Annotated in this window: 13 protein-coding genes; 2 read left to right on the top strand and 11 right to left on the bottom strand. The window is 62.8% G+C overall.

Annotation, left to right across the window (positions count from 1 at the left end; all coding sequences use genetic code 11):
• Positions 1–90: 90 nt before the first annotated feature.
• The 5 genes from ntrX to dusB all read right to left on the bottom strand — a co-directional run bounded on the left by ntrX (position 91) and on the right by dusB (position 7,496).
• Entirely contained in the window at positions 91–1,452 is a 1,362-nt protein-coding gene (ntrX, locus tag NKI73_RS27960; protein WP_352634502.1) for a nitrogen assimilation response regulator NtrX, read from the bottom strand.
• Positions 1,442–3,727, bottom strand: a complete 2,286-nt coding sequence (locus NKI73_RS27955; protein WP_352634501.1) for a sensor histidine kinase NtrY-like — start codon at positions 3,725–3,727, stop codon at positions 1,442–1,444. Before NKI73_RS27955 ends, ntrX begins: the two co-directional genes overlap by 11 nt.
• A gap of 126 nt (positions 3,728–3,853) precedes the next feature.
• Positions 3,854–5,314 carry a nitrogen regulation protein NR(I) gene (gene ntrC, locus NKI73_RS27950; RefSeq protein WP_352634499.1) on the bottom strand — a complete coding sequence of 487 codons (1,461 nt, stop codon included), beginning with the start codon at positions 5,312–5,314 and terminating at the stop codon, positions 3,854–3,856.
• The gene (locus NKI73_RS27945; RefSeq protein ID WP_352634497.1) at positions 5,311–6,453 is read right to left on the bottom strand and encodes a two-component system sensor histidine kinase NtrB; all 1,143 of its coding nucleotides are present in this window, start codon (positions 6,451–6,453) and stop codon (positions 5,311–5,313) included. Before NKI73_RS27945 ends, ntrC begins: the two co-directional genes overlap by 4 nt.
• Positions 6,450–7,496 carry a tRNA dihydrouridine synthase DusB gene (gene dusB, locus NKI73_RS27940; protein ID WP_352634495.1) on the bottom strand — a complete coding sequence of 349 codons (1,047 nt, stop codon included), beginning with the start codon at positions 7,494–7,496 and terminating at the stop codon, positions 6,450–6,452. The genes NKI73_RS27945 and dusB overlap by 4 nt, the downstream gene beginning before the upstream one ends.
• A gap of 244 nt (positions 7,497–7,740) precedes the next feature.
• On the opposite strand from dusB, the gene NKI73_RS27935 reads away from it, so the two are divergent.
• Both NKI73_RS27935 and NKI73_RS27930 read left to right on the top strand, forming a co-directional pair.
• Positions 7,741–8,970, top strand: coding sequence for a bifunctional 2-C-methyl-D-erythritol 4-phosphate cytidylyltransferase/2-C-methyl-D-erythritol 2,4-cyclodiphosphate synthase (locus tag NKI73_RS27935; protein ID WP_352634493.1), 1,230 nt, complete (start codon positions 7,741–7,743; stop codon positions 8,968–8,970).
• Entirely contained in the window at positions 8,967–9,449 is a 483-nt protein-coding gene (locus NKI73_RS27930) for a CinA family protein (protein ID WP_352634491.1), read from the top strand. Before NKI73_RS27935 ends, NKI73_RS27930 begins: the two co-directional genes overlap by 4 nt.
• Positions 9,450–9,451: 2 nt before the next feature.
• Here NKI73_RS27930 and NKI73_RS27925 read toward each other — a convergent pair whose 3' ends face one another.
• From NKI73_RS27925 to NKI73_RS27900, 6 genes are all read right to left on the bottom strand, one after another.
• Positions 9,452–9,910: a type II toxin-antitoxin system RatA family toxin gene (locus tag NKI73_RS27925; RefSeq protein WP_352634489.1), complete on the bottom strand. Its 459-nt coding sequence runs from the start codon at positions 9,908–9,910 to the stop codon at positions 9,452–9,454.
• A 12-nt stretch (positions 9,911–9,922) separates the two neighbouring features.
• On the bottom strand, positions 9,923–10,888 hold the full coding sequence (gene lipA / locus NKI73_RS27920; RefSeq protein ID WP_352634486.1) for a lipoyl synthase: 966 nt from the start codon (positions 10,886–10,888) through the stop codon (positions 9,923–9,925).
• A gap of 138 nt (positions 10,889–11,026) precedes the next feature.
• The gene (locus NKI73_RS27915) at positions 11,027–11,284 is read right to left on the bottom strand and encodes a GlsB/YeaQ/YmgE family stress response membrane protein (RefSeq protein ID WP_183452659.1); all 258 of its coding nucleotides are present in this window, start codon (positions 11,282–11,284) and stop codon (positions 11,027–11,029) included.
• 89 nt (positions 11,285–11,373) lie between these two features.
• Positions 11,374–12,837 (bottom strand): dihydrolipoyl dehydrogenase, encoded by a 1,464-nt coding sequence (gene lpdA, locus NKI73_RS27910; RefSeq protein WP_352634484.1) that lies wholly within the window; start codon positions 12,835–12,837, stop codon positions 11,374–11,376.
• 16 nt (positions 12,838–12,853) lie between these two features.
• On the bottom strand, positions 12,854–13,489 hold the full coding sequence (locus tag NKI73_RS27905) for an SGNH/GDSL hydrolase family protein (RefSeq protein WP_352634482.1): 636 nt from the start codon (positions 13,487–13,489) through the stop codon (positions 12,854–12,856).
• 78 nt (positions 13,490–13,567) lie between these two features.
• Positions 13,568–13,824: 2-oxo acid dehydrogenase subunit E2 (locus tag NKI73_RS27900; protein ID WP_352634480.1), on the bottom strand; the 257-nt coding region annotated here is incomplete at its 5' end.

The following is a 13,824-nucleotide window of genomic DNA, read 5'->3' as shown; positions in this document are numbered from 1 at the left end:
CTCAGAAATTCTCGGGCTTTCTTATGCGATTCCGCCGCCGCCGTAACCGGCAAATGCTTGGCGCAAGTGCGGATGGCTGGACGTCGCGCGTCAGACGCCCAGCGACTTCAGCTTGCGGTGCAAGGCGGAGCGCTCCATGCCGATGAACTCGGCAGTTTTCGAGATGTTGCCACCGAACCGGTTGATCTGGGCGATCAGGTAGTCCTTCTCGAATTGTTCGCGCGCCTCGCGCAACGGCAGCGCCATGATGTGCTGGTCGGATTGATTCGGCGTGCGCGGCATGACATCGCCGATCTCGGCCGGCAACAGATCCGCGGTGATTGGCGCATCGACGTTGTCGCCGCGCGCCAGGATCATCAGGCGCTCAACATTGTTGCGCAGCTGGCGGACGTTGCCCGGCCAGTTGTGCGCCTGCAGCACGGCCAACGCGTCATCGCCGATGCGGCGCGGCTTGATGCCGGCCTGACGCGCGATCTGCTTCATGAAATTGTCGACGAGATAGGGAATGTCCTCGCGCCGCTCGGCCAGTCCCGGGACCATGACCGGAACCACCGCCAGGCGATGATAAAGATCCTCGCGGAAACGGCCGTCGGCGATCATCGCTTCGAGGTTCTGCGAGGTCGAGGAGATGATGCGGACATCTACCTTGACCCGCTTGGTGCCCCCTACCCGCTCGAACTGCTGCTCGACCAGCACGCGCAGGATCTTGTTCTGCGTCTCGCGCGGCATGTCGGCCACTTCGTCGATGTAGAGAATGCCGCGATGGGCCTCCTCCAGCGCGCCGACCTTGCGCTCGACGCCGTTCGATTCGGTGCCGAACAGCTCGATCTCCATGCGCTCGGGCGTGATGTTGGCGGCGCTCAGCGTCACGAAAGGTGCGCCCTTGCGCGCCGACAGCGTGTGGATGGCGCGCGCGGCCAGCTCCTTGCCCGAGCCTGACGGGCCGATGATCATCACGCGGCTGTTGGTGGGCGCCACGCGCTCGATGGTCTGGCGCAGCTGGCTCATCGCCGACGACATGCCGATCAGATCGAAGGTTTCGCCGCTGCGCAGCTTGAGGTCGGAAACCTCACGCCGCAATTTCGAGGTCTCCAGCGCACGCTCGGCAATGAGGATCAGCCTGTCGGCCTTGAACGGCTTTTCGATGAAGTCATAGGCGCCGCGACGAATGGCGGAGACCGCCGTTTCGATGTTGCCGTGGCCGGAGATCATCACCACCGGCAAGGTCGGGTGCATCGTCTTGATCTCGTCGAGCAGCGCCAGCCCGTCCAGGCGCGAGCCCTGCAGCCAGATGTCGAGGAAAATCAGCCGCGGCGCCCGGTCGGCGATCGCCGCCAGGGCGCTGTCGGCATCGAATGCCGTGCGGGTTTCGTGACCTTCGTCGCTCAGTATGCCCGCAACGAGTTCACGGATGTCTTCCTCGTCATCGACGATGAGAATATCAGACGCCATTACCGACCTTTTCAGTTTCTCTTTCGTTTTCCGCCCTGCTTTCGCCGCGCGGGGCCGTTGCGGCCGCAGGCGGCAGGATGATGCTGATCATCGCGCCGCGCCCATCGTGGAAGTTCGCAGGAGCATCGTGTAGTTCCAGCCTGCCGCCATGGTCCTCTACGATCTTCTTGACGATAGCGAGGCCAAGTCCGGTGCCCTTCTCGCGTGTGGTCATGTAAGGCTCGAGCAGCCGTTGGCGATTCTCGCGCGGCAGACCTTTGCCATTATCGATGACGTCGATTCGAATCGCACCATTCTGACGCCCCGCTTGAATCCGGATTATGCCGTGCGAACCATCCTTCTGTTCCAATCCGTCGATTGCCTCGGCGGCGTTCTTGATCACATTGCCGAAAGCCTGCGCCATCAGCCGGCTGTCGAAGGTACCCTTGAGCGGTTCGGTGCCGAATATCCGCTCGAAAGTGATGTCGGCGCGGCTGACTTCGACCAGGAACGAAGCCTCGCGCAGCGATTCGCGCAGGTCGATAGCCTTCATCTCGGGCTTGGGCATGCGCGCGAAAGCCGAGAACTCGTCGACCATACGGCCGATATCCTCAACCTGACGGATGATGGTGTCGGTGCATTGATCGAAAACCTCGCGGTCCTCGGTAATCACCTTGCCGTAGCGGCGCTTGATGCGTTCGGCCGAGAGCTGGATCGGCGTCAGCGGGTTCTTGATCTCGTGGGCGATACGCCGTGCCACGTCCGCCCAGGCGGAGGAGCGCTGCGCCTGCACCAGATCGGTGATGTCGTCGACCGTCACGACATAGGACTTTTCCTCCGAGCCGTCATCGCCGGCCTCGATGGTGATCTGCACATTGAAGGTCCGCTCGGCGCCCGCACGGTAGAAGGTGACCTGCTCGCGGTAGACGGGTTTGCCGGACTTGCGGCCGATTTCGAAGACGCGGCCGACATGCGGCAGCACGGCTGAGAGGTTCTGCCCAAGGGCGGCGTTGGCTGAAATGGCCAGCATCGCCTCGGCCGAGCGGTTGACGATGGTAACGATGCCGTAGGGATCGACGCCGATGACGCCGGCGGTGACGCCAGCAAGCACGGCCTCCGAGAAGCGGCGCCTCTCATCGATCAGGTCCTTCGCGGACAGGATCTCGTTACGCTGTGATTTCAGCTCCAGAAGCATCTTGTTGAATGTGTCGCCGAGGGAGGCGACATCGCCATCCGATGGCCTGACCGGAACCGCGACATCGAGATTGCCGGTCGCCACCTCGTCAGCGGCGCCGATAAGCTGGCGAATGGGCCGCACCAGACGGTCGGCGACGGCGATGCCGGTCCAGATCGCGGACAGGATGATGATCAGCGTCAGCGACAGATAGGGCAGCGCGAACGCCACCTGCGAGGTGCGGCGGTTGTCTTCCAGCCCGCGATATTCGTCGGTGTTGGACCTGACGATCTGCCGCGCCTTGATCACCTCGGGATCGACGAGGCGAATGGTGTAGAGATAGAGGCCTTCTATCTCGCGCAGCTTGACGATGGCGCCCATGATGTTACGCGTTTTCGGCTCGATCAGCACCGGCTTGCCGTCGGAAGCGCTGGCTACGGCGCCTTCCGGCGGCTCGGGCATGGCGAAATCCGTGTCGGTCTTGGCGCTCATGACAAAAGAGCCGTCCGGCTTGATCAACGCCGCATGCGCCAGCGATCGGCCCACGGCTTCCTTGTTCATCAGGTCGAGAAAGCCAGTACGATCGAGACCGTAGAGCGTCCTTGACGCGTCGAGATCGTAGGCCATCGATAGCGTCGTGCCCTGCAGGTTGCGGGCGTTTTCCTGGACATAGGCGTCGGCAATCGACAGCGACGAATTGACGATCGTCTTGGTGCGAATCTCGAACCAGCGGTCGAGACCGATATCGAGCGTGATCGACGCGATGATGGCCACCATGATGGCGGGAATGGCGGCAACCAGAGCGAACATGGCGACGATGCGCACATGCAGCCGCGAGGCGGCCTTGCCGTGCCGGCGCGCCATCAGGATGCGGTGCACTTCACGCCCGACCAGCGCTATGAGGAACAGGACGAAAGCGGCGTTGAGGGCAATCAGCGCCAGCGTCGTCGATTCGTTCGGCGTGATCGGCGTGGCGCCGACAAGGATGGTGAACGAGATCGCCGCCGTCATCAGCGCGCCGACGACCGCGACCACGCCGGGCAGCGCCAGCAGCCGGCGCCCGTCACGCGCGCCGGGTTCGCTGAAAAGCGGTTGGTTTGTTGTCGGTGCCTGCGGAGCCATGTCGCCGTCTAGAGCCATGATTGCGTCGGATGTATGCAACGCATTGTGGCGATTATGCAACAAGTGTGACCGAGACGGAAATCTTTCGCGAGCCGGTCCCCTGAAAAAACCGGGCTCAGATCAGGCTCAGCCCTGCCGCGACGATTTGTAGACGTTGACGCCGAGTTCGCGAATCTTCTTGCGCAGCGTGTTGCGGTTCAAGCCCAGCAATTCCGCGGCCTTGATCTGGTTGCCGCGGGTTGCCGTCATCGAGGCCAGGACCAGCGGATATTCGACCTCGGCCAGAATGCGCTGGTAGAGGCCGGCGGGCGGCAATTCGCCGGCAAAGGATGCAAAATAGCGCTGCAGGAAATGCTCGGCCGCCTGGCCGATCGACAGGTCGTCGGGAATGAGGTTGCCGCCGCCCGGCACCACCGGACGTTCGCCGGTCTTGAGTTCCGCCTCGATGATCTCGGCGGAAATCTCGTCTTGCGAATAGAGCGCAGCAAGCCTGCGAACGAGGTTTTCCAGTTCGCGCACATTGCCCGGCCACGGATAGCGCTTCATCAGTTCGATGCCGCCTGATGAGATGCGCTTGGTCTGCAGGCCTTCCATCTCGCCGAGCTTGAAGAAGTGGCGGACGAGGTCCGGCACGTCCTCGGAGCGCTCGCGCAGCGCCGGCAGCCGGAGCGGCACGACGTTGAGGCGATAGAAAAGATCCTCACGGAAAAGCCCCTGGTTGATCAGCGTGCGCAGATCCTTGTTGGTGGCGGCGACGATGCGCACGTCGGTCTTGATTGGCGTGCGTCCGCCGACCGTCGTGTATTCGCCCTGCTGCAGGACGCGCAGCAGGCGCGTCTGCGCCTCCATCGGCATGTCGCCGATTTCGTCAAGGAACAGCGTGCCGCCCTCGGCCTGCTCGAAGCGGCCGGTGGAGCGGTTCTGCGCGCCGGTGAAGGCACCCTTCTCGTGGCCGAACAGTTCCGATTCGATCAGATCGCGCGGGATCGCCGCCATGTTGATGGCAACGAACGGCCCGCCGCGACGGCGGCCATATTCATGCAGCGCGCGCGCCACCAGTTCCTTGCCGGTGCCGGATTCGCCCGAGATCATCACCGTCAGGTCGGTCTGCATCATGCGCGCCAGCATGCGGTAGATGTCCTGCATGGCGGCCGAGCGGCCGACCAGCGGCATTGCATCGGGCTGTTCTTCCGGCCGCGCATCGATCTTCGGCCGCCGCGGCTCGGAAAGCGCGCGGTTGACGATGTTGAGAAGTTCGGTCAGGTCGAACGGCTTCGGCAGGTATTCGTAGGCGCCGGTCTCGGATGCGCGGATCGCCGTCATGAAGGTGTTCTGGGCGCTCATGACGATAACCGGCAGTTCCGGCCGCGCCTTCTTGATGCGCGGCAGCATATCGAAGGCGTTTTCATCGGGCATGACCACATCGGTGATGACCAGATCGCCCTCGCCCGCCGCCACCCAGCGCCACAAAGTCGAAGCGTTGGAGGTGACGCGCACCTCGTGGCCGACGCGCGACAGCGCCTGGTTGAGGACGGTGCGGATCGCCGCATCGTCGTCGGCGACGAGAATATTGCCGCGAACGGTCATTTGCGATCTCCTTCGCCTTCGTCGTCGGCGCCGTATGGCGCCTCTTTCCAGGCCGGCATCAGGATGCGGAATGTGGTCCCGCGCGGTGTCGATTCGCATTCGATGATGCCGCCATGCTCGCCGACGATCTTGGCGACCAGCGCCAGCCCCAGCCCCGAGCCGTTCGGCTTGGTGGTGATGAACGGGTCGAACAGGATCGGCAAAATATCTTCCGAGACGCCGGAGCCATTGTCGCGCACACAGAACTCCAGCGGCAGCGAGACGCGATCCTGCGTGCCCGGAACGGAAACGCGGATGCCCGGCCGGAAGGCGGTCGACAACACGATCTCGCCCTGCGGGTCGCTGCCGATCGCCTCGGCGGCATTCTTGACCAGGTTCAGGAACACCTGAATGAGCTGATCGCGGTTGGCAAAAACCGGAGGCAGTGAAGGATCATAATCCTCCATTATCTTGATTCTCTTGGCAAAACCGTTCTTGGCGATTGCCTTCACATGGTCGAGCACGACATGGATGTTGACGGGGTAGCGATCGATCGGCCGTTCGTCGGAAAACACCTCCATGCGGTCAACCAGCGAGACGATGCGGTCGGTCTCGTCGGTGATCAGCCGCGTCAGCGCGCGATCCTCGTCGGAAGCCGACAGTTCGAGCAACTGGGCAGCGCCCCGGATGCCGGAGAGCGGGTTCTTGATCTCATGGGCAAGCATCGCCGCCAGACCGGTGACCGAGCGTGCCGCACCCCGATGCGTCATCTGCCGGTCGATCTTGTCGGCCATCGACCGTTCCTGGAACATCACCACGACGGAGCCCGGATATTCCGGCACCGGTGCCACGTAGAGGTCGACGACCTTCTCGATGCCGAGACGCGGCGACGACACGTCGACCCGGTATTCGTTGACGGGAGCCCGACGCTCGCGCACCTGGTCCACCAGCGTCAGCAGCGGGCTGCCGAAGGGAATGAGCTTGGACAGCGTGTTGCGCGCCAGCATCGTCGCGCTCGAGCGAAAAAAGTCTTCCGCGTCGGCGTTGGCAAAGGTGATGAACCCTTCCTCGCTGATCATGATCACCGGGCGACGGATAGTGTTGAGCACGATCTGGGCGGCATCCGCCATTTCAACGCCCTGGCCAGCGACGGCGTTCATGCGGCACTCCGCAGGTTCAAGGGTTGCGGGTCGCGCGAAAACACATCGCGCAGCAAGGCAATGACGCGCGCAGGCTCGAATGCCGTCAATATGGCCTTCCGGCTGTCGTCAGCGACATCGCCGGCGTGACGATCGAGGTACCAGCCAAGATGCTTGCGCGCCTGGCGCAGGCCGCTCTCGACGCCGTAGAGCGCCAGCATGTCCTCATAGTGAGAGACGATGTAAGCGGCCAACGCTTGCCGACTTTCGGGCATGCCTGGCACAGCCTCGCCCAATGCGGCCGCCGCGATGCTGCCTGCGACCCAAGGCGCGCCGTAATGCACACGGCCAACCATCACGGCGTCGGCGCCGGATTGGTCGAGAATAGCAGCGGCTTCCTCTGGCGAAGAAACATCGCCATTGGCGACGACCGGGATGGACACAGCTTCCTTGACGCGGGCAATGGCGCGCCAGTCGGCCTTGCCCTGATAGAACTGGCAGCGCGTGCGGCCGTGCACGGTCACCATTTTGACGCCGGCCTGCTCGGCGCGGCGCGCCAGCATCGGCGCGTTGAGCGCGCCTTCGTCCCAGCCGAGCCGCATCTTGACCGTCACCGGCACATCGACCGCGCCGACAACGGCGTCGATCAGCGACAGCGCATGGTCGAGATCCAGCATCAATGCCGAGCCGGCATAACCGCCAGTGACCTTCTTGGCCGGGCAACCCATGTTGATGTCGATGATGTCGGCGCCCTCGCCGGCGGCTAACCTGGCGCCTTCGGCCATGTGCACCGCCTCGCGGCCGGCTAGCTGGACCATATGGACCGGCAGGCCGGAGTGGCGTATGCGCAGGTTGAAACCGGCCCTGCCCTTGGCAAGCTCGCCGCTGGCCACCATTTCGGACACGACCAGGCCCGCGCCATGCGCGTGGGCGCGCTGCCGGAACGGCTCGTCTGTAATCCCCGACATCGGCGCGAGGAACACGCGATTGCGGATTCTCACACCGCCGACATCAAGCGGCCCTGCCAATTTGGTCAAGTCAGGCGATTTGGTCAAGTTAACCATGCACAAAAACCAAGCATGTTCATTCGTTGCACATTCTCTAGCCAGAACTGCGGCAATGTGCAACGCGGAATGACGCCACATTAAGGCGCAATTGGGAAAATGCTGGCCTTCGGCTTTGGCCGCGACCAAAGCGCCGCGCGTCCCTTGGGACGCGCAAAGGACGCTTTGGAATTTCATACTTAGCGCACGATCTTTCCGAAAACCGATTACACTTTTCGGGATCGTGCGCTAGGACCAACCGAGCATGACTGACGCAAGTGAAAATCACGTTTCGAGTGCGGATGGCAAGATCGCGGTGGTGATCGTTGCGGCCGGCCGCGGCGCGCGCGCCGGGCAGGCCAATGGACCGAAGCAATATCAACACATTGGCGGCTATGCCGTCATCGCACACACGCTGGAAATTTTTCTGGCTCACCCGCGAACCAGCGAGGTCGTTGTCGCCATCCATGCCGACGACCACGAGCTGTTCCTGCAGGCGGCGGGCCCCGACGCCGAGCGTGTCACCGCTATCATTGGTGGGGCAACCAGGCAGGAGTCCGTCCGGCTCGGGCTGCTTGCATTGAGAGGCCACGCGCCGGCCCAGGTTCTGATCCACGACGCCGTCCGTCCGTTCGTCGACGCGGACCTAATCGACCGCACGATCGCCGCCATCGGCGAGCGCGAGGGAGCGTTGCCCGCTTTGCCCGTCGCCGACACGCTGAAGCGTGAGTCGGCCTCCGGCGTGGTTAGCGAAACCGTTTCCCGCAGCGGGCTTCACGCGGCCCAAACGCCACAGGGCTTTCCGTTCTGGCCCATCCTTGCCGCGCACGAGAAAGCCCATCATCTGGGAAAAACAGATTTCACCGACGACGCCGCGATCGCCGAATGGGCGCATATTCCGGTAAAGATCGTTCCGGGCTCGCCCGACAATGTCAAACTCACCTGGGCACGGGATATTGCGATGGCGGACCAGCGGCTTTCCGGCGAACGCGTGCGCTTTCCCGACATACGTACCGGCAATGGCTACGACGTCCATGCCTTCGAACCCGGCGACCATGTCACCCTGTGCGGCGTCGCCATTGCTCATGACAAGAAACTGTCCGGCCATTCCGACGCCGATGTCGGCCTGCACGCCTTGACCGACGCGCTGTTGGCGACTTGCGGCGCCGGCGACATCGGCACCCATTTTCCGCCGTCCGACCCACAGTGGAAAGGCGCTGCGTCCAAGATATTCGTCGAGCATGCGGCAAGACTGGTGCGCGAGCGCGGCGGCCGCATCGCCAATGCCGATATCACGCTGATCTGCGAGGCGCCGCGCGTCGGCCCGCATCGCGAGGCGATGACCGCGGCCCTGTCGCAGATGCTGGCAATTTCACCGGACCGCATCTCGATCAAGGCGACAACCAATGAAAAACTCGGCTTTGTCGGGCGCGAGGAAGGCATAGCCGCGATTGCCACCGCCAGCGTGGTGTTTCCCGGCGAGGTGCCGGAATGAGCAACACCGATCTGGCAAATGCCCTGCTGCAAGCCTGCCAGAAGCGCGGCATCATGCTGGCAACGGCGGAAAGCTGCACCGGCGGCATGATCATCGCCGCGCTCACCGACATTGCCGGTTCTTCCACTGTGGTCGATCGCGGCTTCATCACCTATTCCAACGAAGCCAAGATGGACATGCTCGGTGTTTTAGCCGTCACGCTCGAGGCGCATGGCGCGGTTTCCCGCGAGACGGCGATCGAAATGGCGAAAGGCGCGCTTGCCCGTTCGCGCGCCGGCCTGACCCTGGCGGTCACCGGCGTTGCCGGGCCCGGCGGCGGCTCCGTGGAAAAACCTGTCGGCCTGGTCTGGTTCGGCGTCGCCCTCGACGGCCACACCGTGACCGCCGAACACAGGCTGTTTGCCGACAAAGGTCGCGATTTCATCCGCCGTGAAACGGTCCGGCACGCGTTGGAGCTGGGTCTGCGCGCGCTTGGATAGAGTCAGGCCGAGGGTGCTGCACCATAGATAACGTCGGCGCGTTTCTCGAAAGCCTCGGCGAACATGCGGAAGGCCCGATCGAACATGGTTCCCATCACCGCGCCGAGAATCCTGCTCTTGAACTCGTAGTCGATGAAGAAGCGGACGGCGCAGCCAGTGCCGTCGGGCTCGAAACGCCAGACATTGCTCAGATATTTGAACGGGCCATCGATGTACTTCACGTCGATGGCGTTCTCGTCGGGTTTCAGCAGCACCTGCGTGGTGAAGGTTTCGCGGATCGCCTTGTAGCCGATGCTCATGTCGGCGAGGAGCACGGTGCGCCCATCACGCTCCTTGCGCGAGCGAACTGTCAGCGCCTCGCAAAGCGGCAGGAATTGCGGATAGGCCTCGATGTCGGCAACCAGCGCAAACATCTGTTGCGGAGTGTGGGATACGCGACGTGTGGCTTCGAATTTTGGCATGAAATCAGCTGGTTAAGCTGATTTCTTGAGAAGCGCTTCCCGCGCCGCGCGCAGCCGGGCGAAATCGTCGCCGGCGTGATGCGACGAGCGCGTCAGCGGGCTCGACGCCACTAGCAGGAAACCCTTGGTCCGGCCGATCGTCTCGAAGGACTTGAACTCCTCCGGCGTGACGAAGCGGATCACCGGATGGTGCTTCTTCGACGGCTGCAGATACTGGCCGATGGTCATGAAGTCGACATTGGCCGAACGCAGATCGTCCATCAGCTGCAGGATTTCGTTCCGCTCTTCGCCGAGACCCACCATAATGCCGGACTTGGTGAAGATCGACGGGTCGAGTTCCTTGACGCGCTGCAGCAGCCGGATCGAATGGAAATAGCGGGCACCCGGACGAACTGTCAGATAGTTCGACGGCACTGTCTCCAGATTGTGGTTGAAGACGTCGGGCTTGGCCGCCACGACGATCTCCAGCGCGCCATCCTTGCGCAGGAAGTCGGGCGTCAGGATTTCGATCGTCGTCGAAGGCGTCGAGGCCCGGATGGCGCGGATGACCTCGGCGAAATGCTGCGCACCGCCATCGGCGAGATCGTCGCGGTCGACCGAGGTGATGACGACATGGGTCAGGCCCATCTGCTTGACGGCGTGGGCGACGCGGGCCGGCTCATCGGGATCAAGTGCTGTCGGAATTCCGGTAGCGACGTTGCAGAACGCGCAAGCGCGTGTGCAGATCTCGCCCATGATCATGAAGGTGGCGTGCTTCTTTTCCCAGCACTCGCCAATGTTGGGGCAGCCGGCCTCTTCGCAGACCGTCACCAGCTTGTTCGACTTCACGATCTCGCGCGTTTCGGCGTAGCCCTTCGACATCGGCGCCTTGACGCGGATCCAGTCGGGCTTGCGCAGCACGTCCTGGTCCGGCTTGTGCGCCTTTTCCGGATGCCGCAAGCGGGGTGCGTTGGCGATCGTATCGAGGACAGTGACCATCGGGAAACCTGGTTCGTTCGCGACCGCCAGTCAGGCGTTCGCTGTCATGACGTCATCTAAGACTTTTCGGCGCAAAGAAAAAGGCCGCGACGGTGCATGCCGCAACAGCCTTTTTCGCATAGCAGATCTTCAGCGATGTTAACGGCGCACCAGACGCCCTGCCCAGATCAGCAGGCAGGCGCCGATGAAGCCGGTTATCAGATAGGCCGTCCAGCCGACGCCGAACGGGCCGAAATTGAGTGCCTGAAGGATGGCGTTCAGCACGACCGCGCCGACGATGCCCATAACAATGTTCATAAGGATGCCGGTGTTGCTCTTCATGACCATCTCGGCGAACCAGCCCGCCAGACCGCCGATGATGATGGCTGCAATCCAGCCGACGCCATTCAAGTGCATATGCCTTCTCCTTATGTGATGGGTGAAAATGCATCCGCAAACGAAGTACCTTGCCGCCGGGTTCCATTGGTTCCAGCACGTCTAATTTATCACGCGTTCAGCGCGCGGCCATAGGCGTCGAGCACGCTTTCCTTCATCATCTCCGACAGCGTCGGATGTGGGAAGATGGTGTGCATCAGCTCTTCCTCGGTCGTTTCGAGGTTCATCGCCACGACAAAGCCCTGGATCAGTTCGGTCACTTCGGCGCCGACCATGTGCGCGCCTAGCAACTGACCGGTCTTCTTGTCGAAGATGGTCTTGATGAAGCCCTGGTCCTCACCGAGCGCGATGGCCTTGCCATTGGCGGCGAACTGGAAGCGCCCGACCCGGATATCCTTGCCCTCTGCCTTGGCCTTCGCCTCCGTCAGCCCGACGGAGGCGACCTGCGGATTGCAGTAGGTGCAGCCTGGAATCTTGAGCTTGTCGGTGGCATGCACGCCGGGGAAATTGGCGATCTTTTCGACGCACACCACGCCCTCATGCTCGGCCTTGTGGGCGAGCATAGGCGGGCCGGCGACATCGCCGATGGCGTAGACGCCGGGCACATTGGTCTTGCCGTAACCGTCGACGACGATGCAGCCGCGCTCAGTCTTCACGCCGAGCGTTTCAAGCCCGAGATTCTCGATGTTGCCCTGCACGCCGACGGCCGAGATCATGCGGTCGGCGGTGATCTTCTCGACCTTGCCGTCCTTAATCTCGACATGCGCGGTGACCGAGTTGGCACCCTTCTCGACCTTGGTCACCTTGGCTTCAAGGATGATCTTCATGCCTTGCTTCTCGAACTGCTTTTGCGCGAATTTCGAGACCTCGGCGTCCTCGACCGGCATCACCGCCGGCAGCAATTCGACAACGGTCACATCGGCACCCATGGTGCGGTAGAAGGAGGCGAATTCGATGCCGATGGCGCCCGAGCCCATCACCAACAGCGACTTCGGCATCTCCTTCGGCACCATGGCTTCGAAATAGGTCCAGATCAGCTTGCCGTCCGGCTCGATGCCGGGCAGCGCGCGCGGCCGCGCACCTGTCGCCAGGATGATGTGCTTGGCGGTATAGGTGCCCTCGCCCTTGACGCCTTTCGGCACCGGCGGCTGCGGCTCCATCGGCTTCTTGGCTGTCTTGGACACGACGATCTCACCCAATTTATCGCCGGAAGGAGCCTTGGAGAGCTTGGCCTCGCCCCAGATGACGTCGACCTTGTTCTTCTTCATCAGAAAGGCAACGCCGCCATTGAGCCGCAGCGAGACTTTCCGCGAACGGTCGACCACGGCCGACGTGTCGACGCTGACCTTGCCGTCTAGCTTCAGTCCGTAATCCTTCAGATGATCCGAATAATGCATGATCTCGGCCGAGCGCAGCAGCGCCTTGGTCGGGATGCAGCCCCAGTTGAGGCAGATGCCGCCGAGATGCTCGCGCTCGACGATCGCCGTCTTGAAGCCAAGCTGCGCGGAACGCACCGCCGTGACATAGCCGCCGGGGCCGGAGCCGATGATGATGACGTCATAGTTCTCAGCCACGGTTTTTCTCCTTGAATCACAGTTCCAGCATGACGCGCACGAGCGGCGTCAGCGCCTTGCCAATGTTTCGCGTGTTTTCGGCGTCGAGGTGAACACCGTCGAGTGGGGTGGTTTGCGCCACCGTGCCGGCGTCAAAAAAGCCGCAGCCGGCTTCATCGGCGAGAGCGGCATAGAGCGGCGCCAGCCGGGCCGAAGCGTCGTCGCCGCCGGCAAACATTTCCTTGAATTCGGCATTGTCGGTGCGGCTGACCGCGGGCGGCGAAACGATCAGAATCTGCGGCGCCGGCCAGTCGAACGGGTAGTCGTGACCGCGCACGATGTCGATCAACCGCTCGATGCCTTGCTTGGCCGCGACCGGATTACCGTGGATCCAGGGCTTCATGTCATTGGCGCCGAGCATGAAGACGATCAGGTCGATCGGCGCGTGTGTCGTCAGGACCGTCGGCAGCACCCGTGCACCGTTTCGATCGGCACCAGCCAGATGGTCGTCGAACGCCGTGGTGCGGCCATTGAGGCCTTCGGCAATGACTTCGACACCACCACCGAGTATGGCCCGCAGCACGCTCGGCCAGCGGTCTTCCAGCGCATGGCGGCCGCCTTCGGCATTGTAGCCCCAGGTCAGCGAGTCGCCGTAGCAAAGAACCGTTTTCATGCGCCCACCTGTGCCTTGATCAAACCGCGCCTCAACCGCAAGCGCACGAACAGCCAGTGAACCAGCACGGTGGCCAGGTTAGACCAGCATGCCCATCGGATTCTCGATCAGCCGCTTGAAGGCGACCAGCAATTCGGCACCAAGCGCGCCGTCAACGGCGCGATGGTCGGTCGACAATGTCACCGACATCACGGTGGCGATTTTGATCTCGCCATTCTTGACCACCGCCCGCTCCTCGCCGGCGCCGACCGCCAGGATGGTGGCATGCGGCGGGTTGATGACGGCGGCAAAATCCTTGATGCCGAACATGCCGAGGTTGGACACCGCCGTGGTGC

Source organism: Mesorhizobium sp. M0496 (assembly GCF_040321205.1).
Taxonomy (GTDB): Bacteria; Pseudomonadota; Alphaproteobacteria; order Rhizobiales; family Rhizobiaceae; genus Mesorhizobium.
Note: the sequence above shows the minus strand (reverse complement) of the source record. Positions and strands in the feature narration are given on the sequence as shown.